This is a genomic window from Pseudomonas sp. FW300-N1A1 (assembly GCF_058789115.1).
Genome location: NZ_JBYTBK010000045.1, coordinates 1 through 24296, shown reverse-complemented (window position 1 = coordinate 24296; position 24296 = coordinate 1). Strand labels below are relative to the sequence as shown.

Sequence of the window (24296 nt, the reverse complement as noted above, 5' to 3'; positions counted from 1 at the left end):
ATGCGTACCTTCCCTATTCCCCTGGTGCTGTGCCTGAGCCTGAGCAGTTGCATGATCGGCCCGGATTACCAGCGCCCGGCCACGGACGCTCCAGCGGCCTATCGCTACGCCGACCATGAGGTCAGCGCACTGTCCAACAGCCTGTGGTGGGAGCAGTTCAAGGACCCGATCCTCGATGAGCTGATTCGCAGTGCACTGACCGAGAACAAAGACATCAAGATCGCCGCTGCGCGGATCGAGCAGTTCCAGGGCCGTTACGGCCAGGTTCGCTCGCAGATGTATCCGCAAGTCGGCGTCGGCGCACAGGGCGACCGCAACCGGGCGCCCCGGGACAACAGCCCGGTGCCCCTGGACTCCGGCATTGACCCGATCTACAACAGCTACGAGGCCGCTCTGAGTGTCAGCTGGGAGCTGGACATCTGGGGCCGCCTGCGGCGCCTCAACGAGTCCGCCCGGGCCGACCTGCTGGCCTCGGAAGAAGGTCGGCGCACGGTGATCCTGAGCCTGGTGTCGTCGGTGGCATCGAGCTACATCACCCTGCGCGATCTGGATCGGGAACTGGAAATTGCCCGTACCACCGCCAAGGCCCGCGGCGAATCCTACGAGATCTTCAAGCTGCGCTTTGCTGCCGGCACCATTTCCGAAATGGAACTGGCGCAGAACCTCTCCGAGTTCCAGCGCACCCAGGCCTCGATCTCGCAATTCGAGTCCCAGGTGGCACAACAGGAAAACAACCTGGCCGTGCTGCTTGGACGCAACCCCGGCGCCATCATCCGCGGGCGCAGCCTGGCGCAACTGACACTGCCGTCGGTACCCGCCGGATTGCCTTCGGACTTGCTGGAACGGCGCCCCGACCTGCGTCAGGCAGAGCTGAACCTGATTTCCGCCAACGCCCAGATCGGTGCCGCCAAGGCCCTGTACTACCCGTCCATTTCCTTGACCGGGCTGGTGGGTTCGGCGAGCACTGAACTCTCCAACCTGTTCACTGGCCCGGCCGCCACCTGGAACTATGGGGTCGGGGTGAGCATGCCGATCTTCACCGCCGGCGGGATCGCCGGACAGGTGAAACAGGCCGAAGCGATCCAGCAACAAGCGCTGTTGACCTACCAGCAGTCGATCCAGTCGGCTTTCAGGGATGTTGAAAACGCGCTGGTCGCGGCGAGCAAGAGCCGTGAGCAGATGCAGTCCCAGGCCAATCAGGTCGAGGCCCTGCGCACTTACACCAAGTTTGCGCGACTGCGCTATGACAATGGCTACACCAGCTACATCGAAGTGCTGGATGCCGAACGCAGCCTGTTCGACGCTGAGCTGAACTACACCCAGACCCGCGGTCTGGTGTTCAGCGCCATGGTCGATGTCTACAAGGCGACGGGCGGAGGTTGGGTGACCCAGGCTGACAAGCTGACGGCGAGCGCCAACGAAAAACCACAATGAACAGGAGGCCGGCAGCTCGCCGGCTTGACCGATGTATCGGTGCAAGCGCGAGCCTGCCAAAGGCCCTGTTCTAGAGCAACTGGAGGCTAATGAATGGCTAAGAAAAAACATGATCGTGCGCAACCTGAACCGGTGGTAGAACCCACCACTCGGCTCAGCCGCAAGGATTACGAAGCGCAGTTGAAAACCCTGCATGTCGAACTGGTCAAGCTGCAGCAATGGGTCGTCGCCACCGGTGCCAAGGTGGTGGTGGTCTTCGAAGGCCGTGACGGCGCCGGCAAGGGCGGCACCATCAAGGCCTTGACCGAGCGTGTCAGCCCGCGGATCTTTCGCGTAGTGGCATTGCCGGCACCCTCGGAGCGGGAAAAGTCCCAGATGTACCTGCAGCGGTACATGCCGCACCTGCCGTCGGCCGGCGAGGTCGTGATCTTCGACCGCAGCTGGTACAACCGCGCGGGCGTCGAGCGAGTCATGGGCTTTTGCACCAAAGAGCAGGTGCAGAACTTCCTCGACCTGGCGCCGAGTTTCGAGCGCCTGATGGTCGCCTCCGGTGTCCTGCTGTTGAAGTACTGGCTGGAAGTCAGCCCGCAGGAGCAGACCCGGCGTCTCACGCAGCGCATCACCGACGGGCGAAAGACCTGGAAACTGTCGCCCATGGACATCAAGTCCTATAACCGTTGGGACGACTACACCCGCGCCCGTGACGAGATGTTCGAGGCCACCGACTCCGAGTGGGCACCTTGGCATGTCGCCCGTTCCGAGAACAAGAAGGCCGTACGGCTGAACCTGATCACCCACCTGCTGGAACAGATCCCGTACGAGACCGTCAAGCAACCCACGATCACGTTGCCCAAGCGCAAGGTCGGTGACTACAAGACCGTCAATTACCCCTTCAAATACATTGCTGAACCCTTCCAGGCCTCAGTGTCGGAGGAGTAGTCCTGACGGGGTGCCGCCAGGTCGTTTTCAACCTGGCGGCAGTGGTTCGAGTGTCAATAATCGCCTGAACCACCCGGCAGTGGCCAAATCCCAGGAAACACCGGGATTTGGCGGCTCATAAATTACTGGATAAATCAGTAATCCTACCTACGCTCTTTCCGGGGGGAGACGCATTTAACGGCGACCGGGGGTTCGTCCCAGAGTACCAACACTCAAGCATGGGAACTCGTCATGAACCGCACACGACAACCCACGGCTCTGGCCGCGGCGATACTGATTTCTACGCTAGCCCTCCCCTTCACTCTCCATGCCGCCGATAACCCGCCCCCCAACATTGTCGTGATCATGGGCGACGATATCGGCTGGTCGAACATCGGCGTCTACAACCAGGGCATGATGGCCGGCCGAACGCCCAACCTCGATACCCTCGCGGCCGAAGGCATGCGCTTTACCGACTACTACGCCGAAGCCAGTTGCACCGCCGGGCGCGCCAACTTCATCACCGGCGAACTGCCGATCCGTACCGGCATGACCACGGTCGGCCAGGCCGGCTCGCCCATCGGCATTCCCGCCGAAGCCGTCACCATCGCCACCGCGCTCAAGTCCATGGGTTATGCCACCGGCCAGTTCGGCAAGAACCACCTGGGCGACCTCAACGAGTTCTTGCCCACGGTGCATGGCTTCGACGAGTTCTTTGGCTACCTCTATCACCTGGACGCCATGGAAGACCCGGCGCACCCCAACTATCCGCAAGCGCTCCTGGCCACCGTCGGCCCCCGCAACATGGTCCACAGCTGGGCGAGCAACACGGATGACCCGACGGTGATGCCACGCTGGGGCAAGGTCGGCAAACAGAAAATCGAAGACGCTGGAACGCTCTACCCGCAACGAATGAAAACCGTCGACGAAGAGATCCGCGACAAGGCGTTCAGCTTCATCGACAAATCCAGGCAGGACAACAAACCGTTCTTCCTGTGGCTCAACCCGACCCGCATGCACATCGTCACCCACCTGTCCGACAAGTACCAAGGTATGCGCAATGCAGACAATGGCTGGTCGGAACAGGAAGCCGGCATGGCGCAACTCGATGACATCGTTGGAGACGTCATGGCCAAGCTGAAGAAAGATGGCATGGACGACAACACCATCGTGGTCTTCACTACGGACAATGGCGCGGAAAACTTCACGTGGCCAGATGGTGGTCAGACACCGTTCGCCATGGGCAAGGGTACGGTGATGGAAGGCGGCTTCCGGGTACCGGCGATCATTCGCTGGCCGGGCAAGGTGCCGGCCAATCAGGTCGCCAACGGCATCATGTCCGGCCTGGACTGGTTCCCGACCCTGGTCGCGGCGGCAGGCAACCCGGACATCACAACGCAATTGCTCAAAGGCAAGCAGATGGGTGACAAAACCTACAAGGTGCACCTGGACGGTTATGACCAGACACCGATGCTCACCGGCAAAGGTCCGTCCAGTCGCCATGAGATTTTCTATTTTGGGGAGAGTTCGCTCGGAGCGGTACGCATCGATGACTACAAATACCGCTTCATTGACCAGCCTGGTGGCTGGTTGGGGGCCAAACTGGCCGTCGACGTGCCAATTCTGACCAACCTGCGGCTGGATCCGTTTGAACGTGCCGGCTGGCCGGAAAACCAGGCCGCCAACGGTTCGCAGCAATACTTCGACTGGTTCAAGTTCCAGTTCTGGCGCTTTGTGTTTGTGCAGCAGCAGGTCGCCAAGCTGGCTGAAACAGCGGTTGAGTTCCCGCCCATGCAAAAAGGCGCGAGCTTCAACCTGGACTCGGTGAAGGCCAAGATCGAGGCGGCCAGGGCTGCGATGGCCAAGTAGATGAAGGAATGACGGTGGGCAGGGTTGCCCGCCGTCACAGACTCAAAAAACAATAAATAAAGGGTGCTTTCATGCAGTCCAGACTCCCCGAGTACGCATTAAGCCTGACACTGCTGTCGATGTGCTGCGCGCAGCAGGCGTATGCCGGCGGCCTCATGCTCTACGAAATCGGCACCGATAACGCCGGCCTGGCCAATGCCGGCGCCGCGGCCCGTGCTCAGGGCCCCTCCACCATCGCCAGTAACCCGGCGGGCATGAGCTACCTCAAGGGGACCCAGATCACCGGCGGCCTGCAAGTGCTCTATGGCGACCTGACCTTCGACCGCGACAGTGGTAGCAACGTGTCCGGAAGCGGTAGTGGCAATGGCCTGGACCCGATCCCAGGCGGCAGTTTCTTTATCAGCCATGAACTGGACGACCACTGGAGCGTCGGCTTCGGCACCTACGGTGACTTCGGGCTGGCGTTCAATTATGACAACGACTGGTCCGGGCGCTACTTTGCGCAAAACGGCAGCATCGCCGGTTTATCGCTGGTACCCAGTGTTGCGTATCGCTTCAACGATCAGTGGTCGGTCGGTGCCGGCGTGAAGGCCATGTACGGCATGCTGCAAGCCCAGACCGCGATTGACCGCTCGCCCTTTGGCTTCGCCGATCGCGGCGACGGCCAGTTCAAATACGAGGACACCGATTGGGGCTACGGCGCCAATGTGGGGGTGATCTATGCCCCCGGGGCCGGCACGCGCATTGGCCTGGCCTACACCAGCCAGATCGACCTGAACTTCGAAGACCGGCTCAACGTCAAGGGCAACGGCCCCGCGCTGGATCGCCTCAACGGCCTGAACACCGACCTGTCGATGCAAGTCCCCCAGACCCTCACCCTCAGCCTGTTCCAGGCACTGGACCAGCAATGGGCATTGCTGGCGTCGGTCAACTGGCAGGACTGGTCGGAGTTCGGCGACGTCGGGGTGCAGGTCGATACCTCCGCCGTCGGGGCTCAATCGACCACGATCGATGCCCACTACAAGGACACCTGGCAACTCGCGCTGGGTGCGCAGTACCAGGCGACGGCGCAACTGCTGTGGAACGTCGGGCTGGCCTATGACTCCAGCGCCGTCTCCGACAGCGACCGGACAGTGACCGTGCCCATGGCCGAATCCTGGCGCATTGCCACTGGCGCGACCTATGCTGTGGACAAGGACACTGACGTGAATGTCAGTTGGGCCATGGTCTGGCTGGGCGACATGCCGGTGGACCAGAGCAAATCCATTTCAGGCAATCGAATATCGGGGCAATTCGACAACGCCTGGATACAAGCCGTGACCGGCAATATGACGTGGCGCTTCTGACGCCCTGAAACCCGAGCAGAATAATTCAATCCATGGAGTAGAACCCTATGAGCTTGTCGCGAAAACTGATCTTTGGCGCTGCCTTGGCCAGCCTGCTACTGGGCGGTTGTACCTCGAAAGTCACCGAGCGGGACCAGTACTCCGGTTTCATGTACAACTACAACGACCTGCAGGAAGTCACCACCACCAGCGGCGAGAAAGCGATGCGCTGGGTCAGTCCGTCATGGAACGCCAATGCCTACGACACCGTGGCGTTCAACAAACTGGAACTGTATCCGGCACCCAAGCCTGATGAGCGGGTGAACCGACAGACCCTGGAAGAACTGCAACAGCACATGAGCAGCGGTGCGAAAGCCGTACTCGGGCAGAAGTACCGCGTCGTCTCCACCCCGCAAGCCGCACCGCCCGGATCAAGGCTCCTGGTACTGCGCGCGGCGATCACCGGGGTCAGTGCCTCCAACGAAGGCATGAAATGGTATGAAGTGGTGCCCATCGCAGCTGTCGTCGGAGGCGTCTCCGCCGTTACCGGCCACCGCGACCAGGACACCGAACTGTTCGTCGAGGCCGAGCTGATCGATGCGAGAAGCCAACAAACCGTGGTCAAGGTGGTCCGCAAACTCTTTGGCGAAACCCTGGAAAACTCCAGCCAACCGATCACTACCAATGATTTCAAATCGGCGATCGGCAAACTGAACTCCGACATGCAGGCGTTCATCCGTTAACCACCCGTCATCACCCGCGCCGCCACTGGGCGGCGCGGGCCTCACCTGAGATTGACCCCGTCCTGCCGTCCAGGCGTCTGATGACCACTCCTGGTCTGATGACAGCCGCACAGGAGGTACTGCGTGAATCATCTACTGGTCGCCTTCATCGTCTTTCTCTGCCTGTTCGGCAGCGCGTTGCTGGGCGCCTATGTACGCGCACGCCTGCCCTCCCACCACCTGAGCGAAGACTCCATCAGTGTCGTCAAGCTGGCCACCGGCCTGATCGCGACCATGTCGGCCCTGGTGCTGGGACTGCTGGTTTCCAGCGCCAAAGGCACCTTCGACACGGCTAACAACGAACTGGTCAGTACCGCGGCCAAGGTGGTCGAATTCGACCGGTTACTGTCACGCTACGGCACGCAAACCGACCCCATCCGCCAGCAGGTCAAACAGCGCTACACCGAAGTCGTGGCGCTGCTCGCCTCGCGCAATGCCACACTGCTGGAACAACTCGACAGCCCCCAGACCATCCGCAGCTCCGAAGCGCTGCAACGCGAAATCGAAGCCCTGGCACCGGCCAATGACGGCCAACGTGCCCTCAAGGCCCAGGCCCTGGCACTGATCGACGAGGTGTTCGCCACCCGCTGGCTGGTGCTGCTTCAGGCCCATGCCTCGATCCCGCTGACGATGCTGGTGATCCTGGTGGCCTGGCTGTCCATCATCTTCGGCTCGTTCGGCCTGTTTGCGCCACGCAACGGCACCGTCCTGGCCGTGTTGATGATGTGCGCGTTCTCAGCCTCGGCCTCGATCCTGCTGGTCGAAGAGCTGAACCGTCCCCTCGATGGCCTGATCAGTCTGTCGCTGTCACCGATGCGTGAGTCGCTGACCCGACTGGGACAGTGAGCAGCCCCAAAGGTACATACCGGGCACTGCCACCACTCGATGGATCAGTTGGATTTTTTCCCCTTCGAGGCATTGAGCGAGACGGCAGCGCGAATCAGCGCCTTGAAAGCGCTCTCATCAACCCAGCCGCCCTCATGCAGATCAATGGCACGCCGGGTATTGCCTTCGAGGCTGGCGTTGAACAGCCCCGCAGGGTCCTCCAGCCCAGCGCCCTTGGCGAAGGTCAGCTTCACCACCTGCTTGTAGGTCTCGCCGGTGCAGAGAATGCCGCCATGGGACCACACCGGAACGCCCCGCCACTTCCACTCTTCAACCACCTCGGGATCGGCCTGCCTGATCAACGCCCGGACCCTGGCCAGCGTCTCGCCCCGCCAATCGCCGAGCTCCCTGATTCGCCCGTCTATCCGCTCAGAGGCAGAGCCTGCCTCTTGCTCTTCGCTGACCTCGTCCTGCACCGATTTCATGGTCGTCACCGCCCCCTTTGAAGATGGTTGTCACCCGCTTCAGGGTAGAGGCTGCTCGTGACCACTGGAGTCTCACTGACTGACGGCTGCCCCACAAGGCATCAACCAATCTGGCGCCCACAAGGAAACAAACCCTTGGCCGACTGCCAGATGCGCGTCTACCTGCACTGCGAGCGCGGTCAGTTCCATCTGGTCGGCCACCGGGCCAGCGATGGCAGCCTGATATACAGCAACGCGGTGAGGCCGTTGGCTATTTAAGCAGCAGCTCCCTAGAACTTTTCCCTATTTATCGGTCTATGTGAATAAGCACATCCGCTCGGCAAGCGTGAACCCGCAGGTTTCCCGAAGCCAGATGGCCACACGTCCAATTGTCAATCAGAGGTTGTCTTCGCTCATGAAATTCCATGACCCACGGATGGTGCTCTTCGGCCTGTTCGCGTTCGCGGCAGTGGGCTCGGCATCAGCAACACAGATGAAGACCTCAACCCCTGTTTTCGCAACTGAAGTCGCAGCCGTTCAGGCTCCGGTCCAGGCTGCCGGCAATCCTTGGCCGGCCGTGGCCAGTATGGCCGGCAAACAGCCAGGGCCGTTGCTTGCCCATGACGACCGATACTGGCATGACGACCGTTGGCACGATCGTAGAGACGATTGGCGCCGAGACAACTGGCGTAGAGATAACTGGCGTAGAGAGCAAGCCCGCCGAGAAGCCGAACGCCATCGTGATTGGGAGCGCCACCATGATCGGGCCATGCGACACCGCTACGAGAACGATCGCCGCTACTATCGTCGCTAGTGCGAAGCCACTCGATCAATCCACCTGCAACACCGGCGCTGCTCCGCCAGTCTGCGAAACCGGGATTCAAACCGCCCCGAAATAGCAGCGCTCGCCCATCAGGTTGTAGAAGTCAGGCTGAAAACGTCGACGAGGCACGTTATAGCCGACGATTCCTGTGCTGCGAGTCATCATGGTTCGGGCGTCTGAATCGGTCAGTGAGACCTGTTTATCCGGCGTTTCGTTGAGCTGTATTTCAATTGCTTGAAGGTCCTTCATTTGCGTCTTCAGCCTGGCAGTTTTCTTTTCTAGTCGCACGACCTTGGGCTTAGAAGACTCTGGGCCAGGGATACCGCAATGGCAAATGCTCGGCATCCGGGCATCGCACTGTCGATTTCGCAGCGTCTCGTTCGACTATTGGTGAGGGAATGAACCGGATTGATCGCAGGTGCTCCCTGTACGAGAACTTTCACGAGGACGAACCGGGAGAAGCGTATGCGCAAGCTCATCGTTGCCGCTTTCACAAGCCTGGATAACGTTATTCAAGCGCCCGGCGGGCCTGAAGAGGATACCCGCGGCGAATTCCGCCTGGGTGGCTGGATTGTGCCCTACGCCGACAAAGCCATCGGCCAGGCCATACAGGCGCTGTTCTCGCAGCCGTTCGAGTTGCTGCTGGGGCGTCGCACCTACGACATATTCGCCTCGTACTGGCCGCACGTGCAGGCCCATTCAAACAGCCGCACTATCGCTGACCTGTTCAACAACGCGCCCAAGCACGTGGCCACCCATCGCTGCGATACGCTGAATTGGCAGAACAGTCATGCGTTGCCGGGAAACCTTGCCGATGCGGTACGTACGCTCAAGCACCAGGACGGTGCCGATCTATTGACGCAGGGCAGTGGCGATCTGGTGCGCCAACTGCTTGCAGCCGGGTTGGTGGACGAGCTTCGGCTGATGATTTATCCCATCGTACTTGGGCGCGGCAAGCGCCTGTTCGGCGACAACGCACAACCGTCTGCCTTCACCTTGGCGCACTCTACGTGTACGCCTGGCGGTGTGCTGATCACCCACTACGTGCGCAGCGGCGAGGTGCGCACGGGAACGTTCGAATCGGTGGGATAGCCAATAGCGCCCCGGCAGCCAATCGAACCTCGAACCCTGCCGATGCCAAGACCAGGGAGACCGGCATCCATCAGCACCACCGCGGGTCTGGTTCATTCCCACTTAACGGAATCGGCGGATAATGCAACTTGGGCATTGGATCATGGACGAGGTGCCCGTCACCTCTAGTGGGAGACATGCCATGAAACGCACAACCCTGATCGTCGCTGGCCTGATGACATTCGGCTCAGCATCTGCATTTGCCGAAGGTGGAGCCGAACGGATGAGGTACTACTTCGCCAACTTCCCGGTGGGTCAACAAGAGGCACAGAGCAAGGCCAACGCTAGCAAAAACGGTGAAATCTGGGTACCGGATGATCAAACCGCACAAGTCACTGAATCCTACAGACCGGAGTGACCGATAGACTGCTGACAGCCGTACTGCAGAGTCAGAGATAAACGTTCCCTGATCCAGGCATCCGACTGTGTGCCGGGTTGAATCACCCATAGGTTCATGGGTATATCTGAACGACTGTTTTTGGCTGTTTTTGCCCGTCACGACTGGCTGCCATGGATCGATCGCAGCCAGTGGTGACAGGTTGCTTTGGTAGAAGGGGAAGATTGAATTATTCCTCTCTGATTCTATCTAGCCAGTCAGTTTTAGAGCAGATAAATAAATCTCCCCCCTTTTTCTCCCAGGGCTGTATTCAGGCGCCTGAGACTGTCAATCAAGGGTATATTTTCCTTCGACCATGAACGCCGGCTCTCTCCAGTTGGGTCCCCTGACAATTCCGCCCCCACTATATTTGATAAAGCCGGCGTCGCACATGCTCTTGACGAGGTTGAATAGTCCCATATTGTCTGTCACATGCGCCCAGCTGGCTCTATTATACAGGCCATCAAGTTGAGGAAAGGAGATACCCAACTCATTTTTGGTTAGAAATAGAATGACCTCTTCAGGCTTCTCGTTGAGTACAATAGCTTTCATGATGCTCATCGCTTTATCCCTCCTATTTGTTTGTATTCTTTTTCCCTTTGTTTTTCATCCGCCGCTATAGCGTCAGGCGTATAGAGCAACTCAAAGTCGCCCTTTAACTTGTAGTCTTCCAGCGTCGCGGAGTGAGTATTGTTCCAAATGACACCCTCGTCATTCGGGTATACACCGTCAGCCACCCCTACTGCTCTGAAGCGCTCCAGCTCTCTGAGCTCATGAGTGTAGAAACGCTTGTCGATCGCCATAATTGCCAATTCACCCCGCAAGATTTTTTCCAGGCGTTCAATCATGATGGCATTGCCGTCCGAAGGACTGAAGCGTCCCGTATGCAATTTCACCAGGTCAATACCCGCTTGTGTCACGGTAGCACTGCTCCACTCCAGATCGAGGATTTGGCCTCCGGCTTTGGCGGGATTGAATAATCGACCACTATACTTTCCTCTCGTGGTTGCCCCTTCATAAGGACTATTAAAAACAACGTAGATTGGCGGCAGGCCACTCTCGCTCGGAAAGCAGTAAATGCAATCCCTGAAGTCCGGCAATTCGACCGCAGGCAAGGTTTCAGGCTGCACGAGCAATGGCGTCAGTGTAATACCCGTGTAAATCGGTACTTCCGCGGGCCGGGCGGGCGAAGTTGTCGAGCTGCTTCCCGGGCGAATGATAGGAAAGCTGAGGGTAATGGGCGGTGTATCGTTTGACGTGAAACTGTAACTGCTGATCGTCGGATCGAACGCCAAAACCCGCACTGGTACTTTTTCCGAAATGCGCCCTTCAGCCGGGGTTGCAACGAGTGTGTATTGGCTGAGGTCACCATAGATCCGATAAGGAAGGTCGATGGTTCCTTCAGCAGCGGCGATTTCATTCAGGTTAGACGGCAGCTCCGGCATAAATGTGCGGCCAGGCAGGCTAAGCGCTGTTTGCGGATAACGTTCGCCGTTGCCAAGGGAGGGTGAGTAGAACAAGGCGCCGATGCCGACGGCAGTAGCGCGACTGAGAAGTGCGTCCCCCAATCCGGTCAACAACTGAATGCCTTTATGGATAGCTGCCTCGAAGGTCCAACCGTTGGCGGTGTGGAGGGTAATGGCACCCACCACGGTTCCCAGCTGTGCGCTTTGGCTAATGGGTAGTCTGAAGGTGTAGGCAGCTTCGCCCCTAGCCAAGGCAGAATGGATTGCAGCGTCTGCCGCTTTGGAAGCGTCTTCCAGAATGGAAATGGCTTCGATAAGGATTCGTTTAACGTAGGCGGCTGTCAGCGATCTCAGAAAGCCTTCATACAGGCTTCTTGACACTCCCTCGAAATCTTCTGTATCCACAGAGGCTGCGAACAAATCTGAACTTTCGGTGCTGTCCAGGGACAGAGCATCTATGCCAAAAAACTCTTCCGCCTCGCTCCAGCTTTTGTTCAGCCTGACCCTTTGCAGAAGTTCAACGATAATCGCTTTCTTTTTTACGGCGGCTTCCAGTGTGCCGGATTGTTGAGTATCAATGGCCGAGGCTATCTGTTTCTCCAGGCCGTTTCGAACATTGGGTCTACTGCCCTGAAAACTGCTCTTTATCTGGACTTGCGCCGAAAGGGCTATTTCTACTAACTTTTCGTATGCGTTGCGAGTGGCTTTGACGCTGTCAATATTGTAAGGCGTAGTGACCGCTGGGACAGCCCCATCCCAAAATAGAATGCTGTCGAAGTCTGAAGGAAAGGCCAGAGTTTCTTTGGGTGGAGCAGGCAGAGAGCCAGGTGTTATCAACAGTGGTGAAAGCGTTGTAGGTTCTTGCATGGGGTGCTCCGTGCAACAATATGAATTCCATGTGACAGACAAGCACCCCAAGTTTTGTCGACACCACTGAGTTATTTCAACTTTAAATTGTTAACTGGATTTTTCGCGTGCCGAAGGTGGTTTTAAGTTGAAGTAATCTCTGAGATTTCCCGTAAAAAGTTCTTACAGCAAAAGTTGCGAATTCACTCTGCTACATACGGGTTGCGATTTGTAGAGCTTGTAGTGGGCTATTACCCAGCGACCCCACTCTTGAACAGCTCTGGAAAGACGACGGCAGCGTAGTAGTCGCCTAACCTGCGCGTTGGGCCCGTTCCGATTCATCCAGGTGTTCCAGCAGCACCGCTATCGTTGCATCCCGCAGCTTGATTGCCTCCGTCCAGCCCGGCCCCTGCGCCAATAGCGGAGGGCAGACGTTGACGTGGATGGCAGCGTGGCGCGGGAACCACTGACCGTCGCGCAGTACCCTGCGCGTACCACGGATTGCGACCGGCAGCAGCGGCACGCCGATACGCGCGGCAAGCACGAAGGCGCCCATGTGGAAGGTGCGCAAGCCTGGCTCGCGGGTGAAGGTTCCTTCGGGAAAGAACACCAGGGGCTGGCCAGCCTGTAGCGCCTCGGCCAGGGGCTCGGTGTCTGCGGCGCCGCGCTGCAGGTCGAAGCGTTCGACGAAGCGCGCGCCGAGCTTGCGCAGGAACAGGCCGGCGATCCACTGGTCAGCCAGTTCGCGCTTGGCAACGAAGCTGAACTGCGGCGGCAGCGCCGCGCAAAGAATGATGCCGTCGAGGTAGCTGGCATGGTTGACGGCCAGCACGCTCACCGAGGACGAAGGCAAGTGCTCCAGCCCCTTGACGTTGAACGGCACCCCCGCCAAGCGTACGAACAGCCGTGCGGCAGTGCGGGTAAAGCTACGACACCAACGCTGGCGTGGCAGGATGGCGACGCCCAGCCAGGTCAGCGGTGTGACCAGCCAGAACAGCAGCCAGGTGTAAGCGGCATACAGCGCGGCGCGGCAGGCCTGCCAGCTGCGGCCGAACTGCCCGCGTACGGCCTGCAGCACCAGGCGCAAGAGCTGGTGCGACACGGTGAGGTGCGGCCGATCCACTTCGCCGCGCTCATACAGCTCGCGGCTGGCAGCACGGCGAATCTTGCCGCTGGAGGTCTTCAGTACGCTATGCGGTGGCGCCAGAACAATATCGTCGGGTGGCACACCGGTGAGGTCGACCACGATGCGGTTGACCTCCTGCTGCAGGCGTTGCCGCGCGGCCGCTTCCTTCTCGTAGCTTTCCGCCAACACCACCAGGCGCTCGGTACCGGTGGCCGGATCAGGACTGCCGAACACCGCGATGCAGCCTTTGCGCAGGCCGGGCAAATTGCCGACGGCTGCCTCGACATCGTAGGGGTAGATGTTGCGCCCGGCACGGATGATCAGGTCCTTGGCGCGGCCGGTCAGATAGACCTCACCGCCGGCCATGTAGGCGAAGTCGAGCGAGTCGAACCAGCCATCGCGCAGCACCCGGTGGGTCTCTTCAGGGTTACGGTAGTAGCCACCGGTGGTGGACGGCCCGCTGAACTGCAGGTGACCTTCGCTGCGCTCGGGGAGCTCGACCCCGTTGCCATCGACGATACGAATCTGATGGCCCGGCAGCGGTCGCCCGCTGGAGACGAAGCGCAGCGTTGCACTGGCACCGGCCTCGGCGGGCAGCGCATTACCGCGGGCCTGGAACGCCTCGCGTTGCACCCGGTCAATCAGCGGCCCTCGGCCCAAAGGCGGAAAGGCCACTCCCAACGTAGCCTCGGCCAACCCATAGACCGGCGCCAGCGCGGTGGGCGCCAAGCCGTAGCGAACGAAACGTTCGGCGAAGCATTGCAAGGTATCCGGGCTGACCGGCTCGGCACCGTTGAAGGCCACGCGCCAACTGCTCAGGTCCAGGCCCTCGAGGTCGGCGTCAGCGAGTTTGCTCAGGCACAGTTCGTAGGCGAAGTTGGGCGCCGCCGACAACGTGCCGTGGAAGCGGTCGATGGTCCATAGCCAACGCGCCGGCCGCGCGAGGAAAGCCAGCGGCGACATCAGCACCAGGCTGTAGCCGTAATACAGGCTGCCCAGCCAGGCACCGATCAGGCCCATGTCGTGGTACATGGGCAACCAGCTGACAAACACGTCCTGCGGCCCCACGTTCAGAGCCCTACCCATGGCGCGCAGATTGGCCAGCAGATTGGCGTGGCTGACCATCACGCCCTTGGGCTGGCCAGTACTGCCCGAGGTGTACTGCAAGAAGGCGATGTCATCCGGTTGCCGCGCGGGTGTGATGCACTCGCCCCCCTCACCGGTCAACTCGGCCACGGTGGCAATGCGAGTCAAACTCGGAACCTGCGGCTGGAGCAGCCGGGCGAGCAGCTTCGCTTGCGTCACGGTAATCAGCACTTTGGCCTCGGCGTTGCGCAGGATGCCGGCCTGGCGGCGCAGATGATCCTCTATCTGCGACAGGCGCAACGGTGGGTAGATGGGCACCGGCACACCGCCGGCCAACAGGATGCCGAAAAATCCATGAAGAAAATCGCGCCCTGTGGGCAGCATCAGGGCCACGGTCTGACCGGCCTGCAAGCCACTGCGTTGCAGCCCTGCGGCAACGGCCAGGGCGCCCTGGTGCATGGCGCCATAGCTGATGTCTTCCGGCTGGTCACTCTCATCCAGCAGGCGCACGTGGGGATACTGCGGCTGATGGCGCACATGCCATTCCAGCACTTCGATCAAGGTCCGCGCGGTGTCCGGCGTCTGCCCCGTTGCGGTCGGGGCCTCGCTGGAGGGCAACGGGCGTACCGCCTCGGCGCCAGGTCTGCTGCGCAATACACGCAGTACATCGGCGGGCGTGTCTGCCGAGGCGAACAGGGTTTCCGGCAAACGCACAGCGAACTCGTGCTCGATACGTGACCAGAGCTCGACCCGGGCCAGGCTGTCTACGCCCAGGTCCCGGTCCAGCACGCTGGACAAGGTGACGTGCAACCCTTCTGCCGCCTGCGGGCGCAACTCGACCACGGTACGCTGGACAATTTCGAGCAATTTTTCTGCGTCCCCATCGGAATGGGGAACGACGCGGCTTTCTGGAGGCGGACGAGACATCGGCAGCCCCTCATGACAGGCACTCTGTGTGTAGATCCTTGCCAATTGCCATTATGCGCCTATGGCGGCAACTGGGAATGCCATCTTCGCTCGCAGGATGGCTGAGCCAGTTAAGGACTTTGAGACGAACATTGCACCTGTGGCGAGGGAGCTTGCTCCCGCTGGAGCGCGAAGCGGTCCAAAATCAGGCGACTCAATCTTGCAGTTAGTACCGAGTCGCCTGATTTTACGACTGCTTCGCAGCCGAACGGGAGCAAGCTCCCTCGCCACAATTGATCACCAAGCTGTAGATTTTTGTTAACTGACTGGCATTGGGGCTAGGCTCTTAAGGATGCCGCGCATACAGAGAGATCACCATGCCAGCCAGCCTTGCCCCCGGAGTGACACGCCGAGAAATCTGGGCCTGGGCGATGTTCGATTTCGCCAACTCCGGCTACACGACGGTGGTGATCACCGCTGTGTTCAATGCCTACTTCGTCGCGGTGGTCGCCAAGGGCGAAGCCTGGGGTACGCTGGCCTGGACCAGCACCACCGCCCTCTCCTATGCCCTGATCATCCTGACCGCGCCGCTGATCGGCGCCTACGCCGACGCCTTCGCCTGCAAGAAACGCCTGCTGCTGTTCAGCACGGTCGGTTGCGTCGCGTTCACCTCGGGGCTCGCACTGGCCGGGCCGGGGGAGTTCGGTGTCGCGATCCTTTTCATCGTATTATCCAACTTCTGCTTCGGCAGCGGCGAGAACCTGATCGCCGCCTTCCTGCCCCAACTCGCCCGAGAAGATGCCTTGGGCAAGGTGTCCGGTTGGGGCTGGGGGTTCGGCTATATCGGCGGTCTGGTCAGCTTGGGCGCCTGCCTGGCCTTCGTCAGTTGGGCCCAGGCGCAGGGCCAGACTGCGGCGCAGTTCGTGCCGGTGTGCATGCTGATCACCGCGGGCTTGTTCGCCGTAGCCAGCGTACCGACCTTCCTGTTCCTGCGCGAGCGTAGCCAGCCGCAGCCAGGGCGCGGCGACACGCCTATTGTGCAAGCGGCGCTAGCACGCTTCGCGCAGACGCTGCGCGAGGCCGACCGTTATCGCGACCTGCTGCGCTTCCTTGCCTGCACCGTCTGCTACCAGGCCGGTATCTCGGCGGTGATCACCCTGGCTGCCATCTATGCCAATCAGGTCATGGGCTTCAATACCCAGGACACGCTGCTGCTGATCTTCGTGGTGAATATCACGGCCTCCATCGGCGCCGTGCTGTTCGGTTGGCTGCAGGATCGCCTCGGCCATCGCGTCACGCTGGCGCTGACATTGCTGGGCTGGCTCGGCATGGTCGCTCTGGTCTGGATTGCGCACGGTCCCGGGCTGTTCTGGCTGGCGGCCAACCTCGCCGGTCTGTGTATGGGCGCCAGCCAATCGGCCGGCCGCGCGATAGTCGGTCTGCTGGCGCCGCCGACCCGCCTGGCGGAGTTCTTTGGCCTTTGGGGGCTGGCAGTCAAACTGTCGGCAATCCTCGGCCCCATGACTTACGGCTTGACCAGTTGGCTGTCCGACGGCGATCACCGCCTGGCAATGCTGATCACCGGTGGCTATTTCGTTGTCGGCCTGCTGATCCTGGCTAGCGTCGACCTCAAGCGCGGGCGGCAGGCGGCTAAATAGCCGTCCTCGGAAAACACTGATCTACGAAACACCCGAATTCACGCACTCAGCCAAACGACCCCAAGGCCAGGTGCAACACCGTCTATTCTGAATAGGGCACGACCCTGCATACGCCTCTAGCCTCTTGATACAGGGGAAACGCGATGACCGGAAAAACAGCGCGCCAATGCTCGGCATGGGTCCTGCCCTTCCTTGTCGCCATCAACCTGGCGCTGTCAGCAGGATGTGCGGGCAAGGCTGCCACGGCTCGCCATGCCGCCTCGAACACAGGCTCAAACTGCTATGCAAAAGCGCTACCCACTGCCGGCGAAGGCGGCCTCGCCTGGGGTTCTACCTTGAACATCGCTCGTCAGAAATCCCTGAATAGCTGCATACGCTATGCAGGCCGATCAGGAGGCACGCCGAGTACCTGCCAAGTGGTGTTGTCGGAGTGCAAAAATTAGTTGAGCGGCCGTGAAGCAGCACTTGTCCTATCCTTCCACTCAATCAACAACTCCGGACATCGAAATGCCCGCCTCCGAATCCACCCTCCTCCAGAGCTGGCACCACAACGCCCGATCCTGGATCGAAGCCATCCGCACCGGCACCATCGAAAGCCGCCTCAAGGTCACCGACCAGGCCATCCTGCTGGCGGTGCTGGGCCGCCAGCCCGAGCGCGTGCTCGACCTGGGTTGCGGCGAGGGCTGGCTATTGCGGGCGCTGGCTGACCGGGCCATCAAGGCGGTCGGTGTGGATGGCGACGCGACGCTGGTCGAGGCGGCGCGGGCGGCGGACTCTTCGCTAGTGCATTTGGCGAGCTATGAAGAGTTGGTGGAAGCGAAAGTGGACATCGGCCGCGATTACGACCTGATCTGTGCCAACTTCGCACTACTGCACCAGGACATCATCCCTCTGCTCGCCGCCTTGAACGCCCTCCTCGCCCCGGGCGGCGCGCTGATGATCCAGACACTGCATCCGTGGACCGCAGCGGCGGGCGACTATCAGGATGGTTGGCGGCAAGAGACCTTCGCCGGGTTCAAAGGGCAGTGGCAACCCATGCCGTGGTACTTCCGGACCTTGTCCAGTTGGCTCAATGCGCTGGACATGTCCAGTTTTCGTCTAGTCGACCTGCAGGAGCCGCAGCACCCGCAAAGTCCTGTGCCGCAGTCGTTGCTGCTGGTGGCCGAGCGGCGGGATTGAGCGATCGATTGGGTCAGCCTACGAAACCAGGGGGCGACTCATAGGCCGCGATGAACGCGCAGCATTTCCAGCAGCGAGAACAAAACGTTCTAATCCCTCGGGCGACTCAGGTCCATACTTAAAGATGGACTCTGGGCCAATGAGTTTAGGGAGTCCACCACGTCTCTACTTTCCAGGAGCTTCCACATTCCTTTCTGACAAAAGTCACTTGGCTGACTCCCGTCGAGGCAAGTCACCATGTTATCGACTTTAGAACTACGTCACCTGGTAGAGCAAAGCTTCCTCCCGACCCGCTGCGAATGTACGGTTGACCCAACAGCAGCATTGACCATACGTTTTTATCAAGGCGCCTCGAATCAGGAAATGCTCGTTGTCACCGGGATCTCGATTGCCCCCCTCAACAACGGTTATGCCATCGCGAGCCTGATTGCAGATCTTCGTAAAGACCTCGAACGGGTCGGTTCAACCCCTCTGTACGTGCCGCATTACACCGCCAGGTAGATCGCAGCGCAGCCAGATTCATCCCTTTTCCTACCCCCCGCGTTATCAAATTGCATGATGCAGAGGATTGGACATCGCCCCCCTCGACGAAACCTGACGATGTCCAATGCAAACCGACCCGACAGGCAGCTTACGACCAAGAGCACCCGCACAACGCAGTCATGGACGACCAGATTCTCAGGTCATTCGATCATCGGGATGTCGTACCATCATCAGGTCGACAGAACGGAGGTTGATATGGGGAATGGTGTAGACAAACGAGTCGTTGTCGTTGGCGCAGGCATAGTGGGCGCGTCCCTGGCGTATCACCTGGCTGGCAAAGGCGCGAATGTCATCGTGGTCGAGGCTGAAGTTATAGCGTGCGGAGTGACTGGAAACTCATTTGCATGGATCAACACTTCACACAGCGGGCCCGATCCAATCGCGCAATTGCGCGGTGCAGCCATCAAAGAGTACCGCCGACTCGAAACGGAACTGCCGGGTGTGAAGGTACGATGGACAGGCTCCCTGTCTTACAGCGCGAGCTTGGGTGGGGTACTGCAAGCCCCGGGTAACCAGCCTTCGGCAACCCTGGTGTCCCGTTCCCAGATTCTCGGCCTTGAGCCAAACCTCAAGAATCCCCCTCGGCATGCCTTGTATGACGCCGAAGAAGGCGCGCTGGACGCCGTGGAAACAACGCATGCCTTGATCGCAGGTGCCCAGGCTCATGGGGCGAAGGTTCACACACAGACTCGGGTGCTCGGCTTTACAACCCAGAATGCACAGGTGACGGGAGTCGAAACCACAATGGGCATCATCGATGCCGACATTGTCGTACTGGCAGCAGGGACTGGCATCACGAAGCTGACAGAGACGCTGAAAGTGTCCCTTCCGATAGAGGCTTCTCCTGCAATCTTCATCCGCTACAAGTCACAACCCAATCTCGTACACACCATCATCTCCAGTCCTGAAATGGAAGTGAGGCAAAGCACGGATGGTACGTTGCTAGCGGCGGAAGACTACCTGGATGACACTTTGGAAAACCAGCCAGCAGCGATAGCGCTACGAACCGCCAGGGCGATCCAGAACGAACTCCATGGGGTTACTTCCATTGATCCGGAATTGGCTTGTGTCGGACTCAGGCCCATTCCTGTCGATGGCACCCCCATCATCGGCTATCTACCCACTATCGGCGGCGTGTACGTTTGCGCGATGCATCCTGGCGTCGCTCTGGCGGCGATCGTGGGCCGTCTTGCCAGCGAGGAGATAATCGACGACAAGGCATCTGCTGCCCTTGACCCATGCCGTCCCGACCGATTCTTCCAAGCGTAGGAGACACTTGTCTTTGTCGTCAGCCCAGCACTCGCGATTGATGCAAGTTGTTTGGATCCTCGCAACAGAAACGATAAGCTTGCCCACGCCCCGCAGAGGTCATCTCCTCCGCGGACATGTGCTAATTTTCCAGGAGCTCCACAGACATGAACGTCTCGTTTCGCCCTCATTGGCTACTCGCCCTCGCCCTGCCCCTTGCACTCATCGCCTGCGGCAATGACGAACCTGAGCAGCGCACCGCATTCACGAAGTTCCTGCAAACCCGCATCGTCGACAAGCCCGGTGTCCACGTGCCTCGGTTGACGGCGGATGAGTCGAAGGCGTTTGGCGAATACACCACTCATTACGCGGTGATCACCGACTTCAATGGCGGGATGGACGCCGTTGTGAAACCCCTCGGCGACCTTGTCCAGAAGGGAGCGGTGCGCTCGTTGAGTGATGTAATTTCACGCCGTGACGACATCAAGGGGGTGCAAAGCGGCCTGAACGACATGGGTGCACAACTCCAGCAGCAACGGGCAAAAGCAGATAGCGCCCACGCCCAACTCAAGCAACCGGAAGACTTGAAGGCCGTGTACGACAAAGCCTACGACAAGACCGTCAGCGTACCCGCCAACACGTTTCTGGAGGTGCTGCCGCAAATCAACAGCACCTTGGACAGCAGCCTGAAAGTGGCCGATTACGTGAATGCCCACAAGGCGCAAATCGAAATCAATGGCCCGGTGGTCAAGGTGCAGGACCCTAAAGTGCAGGCGGAGTTGAATGCGCTGCTGCAAGACTTGAACGTACAGGCCAAAACCGTTCAGCAGGCCCAGGTTCGCCTGCAGGCTGTGATGCTCGGCCGCTAGACACGGCTCCCAAATGCCCGTCCCGCCCAGTGAAATGCCTCTAAGCCTTCACTGGGCACCTGGCGGAGACTCAGTTGAAAGCGGCCCGCTTTCGGCCTGTCGACCCTGCCTGTCAATCCCTGCGCGTGGCGCAATACTCCACAATGAGCTGAGTGACCGCTGCCACAATCGCCTGGTCCGCGTCAGGCGAGGTAAACAATCGAAATTGCGCATCCGGCAAATCCGGCAGCCCTTGTTCTGCCCCAAGAACTACCAGTCCTTGCCTCAACTGACTGAGAGCCATGGGGGCTACCGCGAAGCCTGCTAGCGCCGCCGCCCGCAACCCGGCCGTGCTGCTGCATAACATCGCCGTGCGTTGGGCGATCCCCGCCTGAGCCAGTCTCGTCAACGCTACCGCGCGATAAGGGCACGGCTCGGGGAACAGGGCCAGCGGCAACGGGGTCGGTAACTGGCTGACGGGTTGCGCCGACCAGGCCCACACCAGCGGTTCTTGCCACAGCAGCAACCCCGCTTCGCCGGTTTCGCACAGGGAACCGATGACCACTTCCAGATGGCCTTGCTTCATCAGGTTCAGCAAGGTGCCAGGAATGCCCACCTGCACGTCGATCTCCATGCCCGGGTACTGCGCCGCGAAATCCTGAAAAGTGCGCAGTATCCGCGATTCGACAAAATCCTCGGACACCCCGATCCGCAACCGTCCATGAAACGGCGTACGCGTCAGTTCTGCCCAGGCATCACGATTGAGCGCAAGGATCGTGCGCGCATAAGAGACCAGGCGCTCTCCATCGGGAGTCAGTTGCTGGGAGCGGGTGGTACGCATCAACAGGGGTTTACCAATCTGTTCTTCCAGTCGCCGCACGTGGCCACTGACCGCAGACTGAGTGAGGTGCAGCTTCTGGGCTGCACGGCTGAAGCCTTCTTCATCGACGACAGTGACAAATGTCTTGAGCAGCAGCGTATCGAACATAGTTTCCAGCGTGATCAATTCAGTAGTTATTTACGATTTATATTTCAAATTCAAATATGTTGCAATATTCCCACCTGCCCTATCTACCCACCCTCCCAGGCGTGCCATGACGACTCTTCTGCATATTGAATGTTCTCCACGCAAGCAGCGTTCGGCTTCCCTTGAAGTCGCCCGCAGCTTCATTGCTCGTTATCAGGAAAACACCCCGGACACCGAAATCATCACGCTCGACCTTTGGAACATGGCGTTGCCGGAATTCGACGACCTGGCAATGGAGGCCAAATACGCCGGACTCAATGGCACGCCCTTGACTCCCGCACAACAAGACGCCTGGAACACGTTGGAAGACTTGGCGGGCCACCTGCACCGCTCGGATGTGCTTGTGATGTCCGTACCACTATGGAATTTCAGTATCCCGTACAAACTCAAGCACTTCATCGACCTGGTGTCGCAGAAAGACATCCTGTTCAGCTTTGACCCGGAGCGTGGCCTGGAAGGCATGCTGCTCAACAAAACCGCGGTGGTGATGTACGCCCGCGGATTGGATTTTTCGGCGCAGTCGATCACGCCGGCAGCGCGCTTCGACTTTCAAAAGCCCTATGTTGAAGCCTGGTTGAATTTTGTCGGCGTAACGGATGTGCATTCGGTGATTGTGGAGAAAACCATCCTGGGGAACGACGTTGATCTCAGCGCGCGCGAGGCTGCGACTCAGCACGCCAGGCGATTGGCAGATCGTATTTGTCAGTGACTCTTCAGGGACGCCAATGGGTGTATGGCGCTTAAGATAAAAGAGGCGTTGCTGCCGGGCGGTATGGCCTACCGAGTGTATGTCCGCATGGGGTCGATAGTGGCTGTATGGCGGTAAGCTGAGTTCTCCTCTTGCCTGTCGGCACCCGTCGACCTCAAGCGGGCCACCTTGAGCTGCTGCAACGCAGTACATCGGCAACGACTAAACTTTTGCGAATGAACCTTGTCCCCCAAGGAGATTTCCATGAGCACCGCCACCCTGTCCGAACTCGATGCCGCCCTGCCCCGTTTGGCCTGCAAGATTCGTGTGCTGGATGCCCTGGCGTGGCCGGATGGCATCGAGGAAGTCTTCCTCGCACATTGGCGTGGCGGGCATGCGGAGTTGCCCAAAGTCGAGCTGCGCCCACGCAGGCACAGTGCCGAGATCGCCGCCCTGGAAGCCTTTGTTGGCCGTTGCGATGAGGGGCATCCGGCCGGGAACTACCTCGCCATGACAGCGCGTAGCTATGCCACCGCCGGACGCATGCTGAATGCGATTGGCACACCGGCCTTTACTCAATACTCGTCAGCGCTGTATCGGCGCCCGGATTTCTACTACACCCGCCTGAAACTGAGCATGCTGGACGCGGCCCATTTCTTCCTCAAGACCACCGACGCCCTTCTGGGCGGCGTCCAGATTCCACCGAGCCTGGCCGAGATCCCGGCCGAAGCCTTTGCCGCCTGGATGCAGCCGGAACTGGACCGCTTCTTCGGCGCGGGCCGGATCACGGTCTTGCTCGATCCGACCCTGGCCGCCAAGGCCATCGCCGGGGCGAGCCGCATCCGCCTGCGTGCCAGCGCCCTGTTCTCGGAGCTGGACAAGAATCAGTTATTGCAGCACGAGGCCTTTGTGCATGTCGCCACGGCACAAAACGGCGCGCGCCAACCCAATCTCAAAAGCCTGGGCCTGGGGGCGCCACGCACGACCCAAACTCAAGAGGGGATTGCCACCCTGGCCGAACTGTTCACCGGCAGCATGGACATCAACCGCCTGCGTCGCCTCGCCCTGCGCGTGCTCGCGGTCCAGCAAGCGCTGGATGGCGCCGACTTCATCCAGGTATTCGAAGGTTTTCTTGCCGCCGGTCAGTCGCAAGAGGAGTCCTTCCGCTCGACCCAACGGGTTTTCCGTGGCGCGGACCTGCATGGCGGCTCGGCGTTCACCAAGGATGCCGCTTACCTGACCGGTTTGATCGGCGTCCATACCTTGCTGCGCATCGCGATCCGCGACAACCGCCCGGAACTGGTAGGCCATTTGTTTGCCGGGCGCCTCAGCCTGGGTGATACCGTACGCCTGGCGCCACTTTTCGAGTCCGGCTGGCTCCAGGGACCGGCCTATCTTCCAGCCTGGGCCTCGGACCTGCGCCTGCTCGCCGCCAACCTGGCCTTCTCTGCCTTTATCGCCCGGATCAAACTCGACGTGCTCGACCTGGAGGTGCTCATGGCATTCGCAGACGAACATGAAGCTGATGCCAGTGCACAGTGATCAGGGTGTTTGGGGGTCGGGGATGCATCTCAGCGACTGCTTCTGGCTATTTTCTGGCCTTCACGACTGGCTTCCATGGGTCGAGTGCTGCCCCTTCAGACGCGGTCAATTCGCGTTAGTATCATTCGACACAAGGTGGGAATACACCCCCATCGTCAGCGCGGGTAAGCGGGTAACCAGGCAGGA

22 protein-coding genes and 1 pseudogene are annotated in these 24296 nt (G+C 59.9%); 17 read left to right on the top strand and 6 right to left on the bottom strand.

Going from position 1 to position 24296, the window contains the following annotated elements; translation table 11 throughout:
• The 6 genes from AC3WQN_RS22380 (at position 1) to AC3WQN_RS22355 (ending at position 7174) form a co-directional block, all read left to right on the top strand.
• The gene (locus tag AC3WQN_RS22380) at positions 1 to 1434 is read left to right on the top strand and encodes an efflux transporter outer membrane subunit (RefSeq protein ID WP_103401505.1); all 1434 of its coding nucleotides are present in this window, start codon (positions 1 to 3) and stop codon (positions 1432 to 1434) included.
• A gap of 93 nt (positions 1435 to 1527) precedes the next feature.
• Positions 1528 to 2373: a polyphosphate kinase 2 gene (ppk2, locus tag AC3WQN_RS22375; protein ID WP_103401504.1), complete on the top strand. Its 846-nt coding sequence runs from the start codon at positions 1528 to 1530 to the stop codon at positions 2371 to 2373.
• Between the two features lie 231 nt (positions 2374 to 2604).
• Positions 2605 to 4221 carry an arylsulfatase gene (locus AC3WQN_RS22370; protein WP_103401503.1) on the top strand — a complete coding sequence of 539 codons (1617 nt, stop codon included), beginning with the start codon at positions 2605 to 2607 and terminating at the stop codon, positions 4219 to 4221.
• Positions 4222 to 4292: 71 nt separating this feature from the next.
• Positions 4293 to 5567 carry an OmpP1/FadL family transporter gene (locus AC3WQN_RS22365; protein ID WP_103401502.1) on the top strand — a complete coding sequence of 425 codons (1275 nt, stop codon included), beginning with the start codon at positions 4293 to 4295 and terminating at the stop codon, positions 5565 to 5567.
• A 47-nt stretch (positions 5568 to 5614) separates the two neighbouring features.
• Positions 5615 to 6289: a DUF3313 domain-containing protein gene (locus AC3WQN_RS22360; RefSeq protein WP_103401501.1), complete on the top strand. Its 675-nt coding sequence runs from the start codon at positions 5615 to 5617 to the stop codon at positions 6287 to 6289.
• Positions 6290 to 6412: 123 nt separating this feature from the next.
• Positions 6413 to 7174 carry a bestrophin-like domain gene (locus AC3WQN_RS22355; RefSeq protein ID WP_103401500.1) on the top strand — a complete coding sequence of 254 codons (762 nt, stop codon included), beginning with the start codon at positions 6413 to 6415 and terminating at the stop codon, positions 7172 to 7174.
• 44 nt (positions 7175 to 7218) lie between these two features.
• On the opposite strand, the gene AC3WQN_RS22350 is transcribed toward AC3WQN_RS22355, so the two are convergent.
• A complete protein-coding gene (locus tag AC3WQN_RS22350; RefSeq protein ID WP_103401499.1) occupies positions 7219 to 7638 on the bottom strand; it encodes a DUF1801 domain-containing protein in 420 nt (139 codons plus the stop codon).
• 394 nt (positions 7639 to 8032) lie between these two features.
• On the opposite strand from AC3WQN_RS22350, the gene AC3WQN_RS22345 reads away from it, so the two are divergent.
• Positions 8033 to 8431, top strand: a complete 399-nt coding sequence (locus AC3WQN_RS22345) for a hypothetical protein (protein ID WP_103401515.1) — start codon at positions 8033 to 8035, stop codon at positions 8429 to 8431.
• A 135-nt stretch (positions 8432 to 8566) separates the two neighbouring features.
• Here AC3WQN_RS22345 and AC3WQN_RS22340 read toward each other — a convergent pair.
• A pseudogene (locus AC3WQN_RS22340) lies at positions 8567 to 8734 on the bottom strand (IS5/IS1182 family transposase); the annotation flags it as partial.
• A 171-nt stretch (positions 8735 to 8905) separates the two neighbouring features.
• On the opposite strand from AC3WQN_RS22340, the gene AC3WQN_RS22335 reads away from it, so the two are divergent.
• Entirely contained in the window at positions 8906 to 9532 is a 627-nt protein-coding gene (locus AC3WQN_RS22335) for a dihydrofolate reductase family protein (protein ID WP_103401497.1), read from the top strand.
• A gap of 181 nt (positions 9533 to 9713) precedes the next feature.
• Positions 9714 to 9929, top strand: coding sequence for a hypothetical protein (locus tag AC3WQN_RS22330; RefSeq protein WP_103401514.1), 216 nt, complete (start codon positions 9714 to 9716; stop codon positions 9927 to 9929).
• Between the two features lie 306 nt (positions 9930 to 10235).
• Here the strand turns inward: AC3WQN_RS22330 and AC3WQN_RS22325 are convergent, their stop codons facing one another.
• The 3 genes from AC3WQN_RS22325 to AC3WQN_RS22315 form a co-directional block, all read right to left on the bottom strand.
• On the bottom strand, positions 10236 to 10508 hold the full coding sequence (locus AC3WQN_RS22325) for a hypothetical protein (RefSeq protein ID WP_103401496.1): 273 nt from the start codon (positions 10506 to 10508) through the stop codon (positions 10236 to 10238).
• Positions 10505 to 12280, bottom strand: a complete 1776-nt coding sequence (locus AC3WQN_RS22320; protein ID WP_103401495.1) for an S-type pyocin domain-containing protein — start codon at positions 12278 to 12280, stop codon at positions 10505 to 10507. The genes AC3WQN_RS22325 and AC3WQN_RS22320 overlap by 4 nt, the downstream gene beginning before the upstream one ends.
• A gap of 289 nt (positions 12281 to 12569) precedes the next feature.
• Positions 12570 to 15398 carry an AMP-binding protein gene (locus AC3WQN_RS22315; protein ID WP_178081932.1) on the bottom strand — a complete coding sequence of 943 codons (2829 nt, stop codon included), beginning with the start codon at positions 15396 to 15398 and terminating at the stop codon, positions 12570 to 12572.
• Positions 15399 to 15754: 356 nt separating this feature from the next.
• Between AC3WQN_RS22315 and AC3WQN_RS22310 the strand changes: the two genes are divergently transcribed.
• The 6 genes from AC3WQN_RS22310 (at position 15755) to AC3WQN_RS22285 (ending at position 20874) form a co-directional block, all read left to right on the top strand.
• Positions 15755 to 17035, top strand: a complete 1281-nt coding sequence (locus AC3WQN_RS22310; protein ID WP_103401494.1) for an MFS transporter — start codon at positions 15755 to 15757, stop codon at positions 17033 to 17035.
• A 143-nt stretch (positions 17036 to 17178) separates the two neighbouring features.
• Positions 17179 to 17478, top strand: a complete 300-nt coding sequence (locus tag AC3WQN_RS22305; RefSeq protein ID WP_103401493.1) for a hypothetical protein — start codon at positions 17179 to 17181, stop codon at positions 17476 to 17478.
• 64 nt (positions 17479 to 17542) lie between these two features.
• Positions 17543 to 18214 carry a class I SAM-dependent methyltransferase gene (locus tag AC3WQN_RS22300; protein WP_103401492.1) on the top strand — a complete coding sequence of 224 codons (672 nt, stop codon included), beginning with the start codon at positions 17543 to 17545 and terminating at the stop codon, positions 18212 to 18214.
• A gap of 237 nt (positions 18215 to 18451) precedes the next feature.
• Complete coding sequence (locus tag AC3WQN_RS22295; RefSeq protein ID WP_103401491.1) at positions 18452 to 18715, top strand: DUF1652 domain-containing protein; 264 nt, start codon at positions 18452 to 18454, stop codon at positions 18713 to 18715.
• A gap of 237 nt (positions 18716 to 18952) precedes the next feature.
• A complete protein-coding gene (locus AC3WQN_RS22290) occupies positions 18953 to 20026 on the top strand; it encodes an NAD(P)/FAD-dependent oxidoreductase (RefSeq protein ID WP_103401490.1) in 1074 nt (357 codons plus the stop codon).
• A gap of 146 nt (positions 20027 to 20172) precedes the next feature.
• Positions 20173 to 20874, top strand: coding sequence for a DUF3053 domain-containing protein (locus tag AC3WQN_RS22285; protein WP_103401489.1), 702 nt, complete (start codon positions 20173 to 20175; stop codon positions 20872 to 20874).
• A gap of 112 nt (positions 20875 to 20986) precedes the next feature.
• Here AC3WQN_RS22285 and AC3WQN_RS22280 read toward each other — a convergent pair whose 3' ends face one another.
• Positions 20987 to 21841: a LysR family transcriptional regulator gene (locus AC3WQN_RS22280; RefSeq protein WP_103401488.1), complete on the bottom strand. Its 855-nt coding sequence runs from the start codon at positions 21839 to 21841 to the stop codon at positions 20987 to 20989.
• Positions 21842 to 21947: 106 nt separating this feature from the next.
• On the opposite strand from AC3WQN_RS22280, the gene AC3WQN_RS22275 reads away from it, so the two are divergent.
• Together AC3WQN_RS22275 and AC3WQN_RS22270 are read left to right on the top strand one after the other, a co-directional pair.
• Positions 21948 to 22589 (top strand): FMN-dependent NADH-azoreductase, encoded by a 642-nt coding sequence (locus tag AC3WQN_RS22275; protein ID WP_103402407.1) that lies wholly within the window; start codon positions 21948 to 21950, stop codon positions 22587 to 22589.
• Positions 22590 to 22832: 243 nt separating this feature from the next.
• Positions 22833 to 24110 (top strand): peptidase MATCAP family protein, encoded by a 1278-nt coding sequence (locus AC3WQN_RS22270; RefSeq protein WP_103402408.1) that lies wholly within the window; start codon positions 22833 to 22835, stop codon positions 24108 to 24110.
• Positions 24111 to 24296 lie beyond the last annotated feature (186 nt).

Bases quoted from the DNA above. Each gene is read 5' to 3' on its own strand.
- AC3WQN_RS22270 (WP_103402408.1), top strand. From the start codon at position 22,833: ATGAGCACCGCCACCCTGTCCGAACTCGATGCCGCCCTGCCCCGTTTG.
- ppk2 (WP_103401504.1), top strand. From the start codon at position 1,528: ATGGCTAAGAAAAAACATGATCGTGCGCAACCTGAACCGGTGGTAGAA.
- AC3WQN_RS22275 (WP_103402407.1), top strand. From the start codon at position 21,948: ATGACGACTCTTCTGCATATTGAATGTTCTCCACGCAAGCAGCGTTCG.
- AC3WQN_RS22325 (WP_103401496.1), bottom strand. From the start codon at position 10,508: ATGAGCATCATGAAAGCTATTGTACTCAACGAGAAGCCTGAAGAGGTC.
- AC3WQN_RS22380 (WP_103401505.1), top strand. From the start codon at position 1: ATGCGTACCTTCCCTATTCCCCTGGTGCTGTGCCTGAGCCTGAGCAGT.
- AC3WQN_RS22335 (WP_103401497.1), top strand. From the start codon at position 8,906: ATGCGCAAGCTCATCGTTGCCGCTTTCACAAGCCTGGATAACGTTATT.
- AC3WQN_RS22330 (WP_103401514.1), top strand. From the start codon at position 9,714: ATGAAACGCACAACCCTGATCGTCGCTGGCCTGATGACATTCGGCTCA.
- AC3WQN_RS22370 (WP_103401503.1), top strand. From the start codon at position 2,605: ATGAACCGCACACGACAACCCACGGCTCTGGCCGCGGCGATACTGATT.
- AC3WQN_RS22290 (WP_103401490.1), top strand. From the start codon at position 18,953: ATGGGGAATGGTGTAGACAAACGAGTCGTTGTCGTTGGCGCAGGCATA.
- AC3WQN_RS22310 (WP_103401494.1), top strand. From the start codon at position 15,755: ATGCCAGCCAGCCTTGCCCCCGGAGTGACACGCCGAGAAATCTGGGCC.
- AC3WQN_RS22305 (WP_103401493.1), top strand. From the start codon at position 17,179: ATGACCGGAAAAACAGCGCGCCAATGCTCGGCATGGGTCCTGCCCTTC.
- AC3WQN_RS22345 (WP_103401515.1), top strand. From the start codon at position 8,033: ATGAAATTCCATGACCCACGGATGGTGCTCTTCGGCCTGTTCGCGTTC.
- AC3WQN_RS22360 (WP_103401501.1), top strand. From the start codon at position 5,615: ATGAGCTTGTCGCGAAAACTGATCTTTGGCGCTGCCTTGGCCAGCCTG.
- AC3WQN_RS22365 (WP_103401502.1), top strand. From the start codon at position 4,293: ATGCAGTCCAGACTCCCCGAGTACGCATTAAGCCTGACACTGCTGTCG.
- AC3WQN_RS22320 (WP_103401495.1), bottom strand. From the start codon at position 12,280: ATGCAAGAACCTACAACGCTTTCACCACTGTTGATAACACCTGGCTCT.
- AC3WQN_RS22280 (WP_103401488.1), bottom strand. From the start codon at position 21,841: ATGTTCGATACGCTGCTGCTCAAGACATTTGTCACTGTCGTCGATGAA.
- AC3WQN_RS22350 (WP_103401499.1), bottom strand. From the start codon at position 7,638: ATGAAATCGGTGCAGGACGAGGTCAGCGAAGAGCAAGAGGCAGGCTCT.
- AC3WQN_RS22295 (WP_103401491.1), top strand. From the start codon at position 18,452: ATGTTATCGACTTTAGAACTACGTCACCTGGTAGAGCAAAGCTTCCTC.
- AC3WQN_RS22315 (WP_178081932.1), bottom strand. From the start codon at position 15,398: ATGTCTCGTCCGCCTCCAGAAAGCCGCGTCGTTCCCCATTCCGATGGG.
- AC3WQN_RS22285 (WP_103401489.1), top strand. From the start codon at position 20,173: ATGAACGTCTCGTTTCGCCCTCATTGGCTACTCGCCCTCGCCCTGCCC.
- AC3WQN_RS22300 (WP_103401492.1), top strand. From the start codon at position 17,543: ATGCCCGCCTCCGAATCCACCCTCCTCCAGAGCTGGCACCACAACGCC.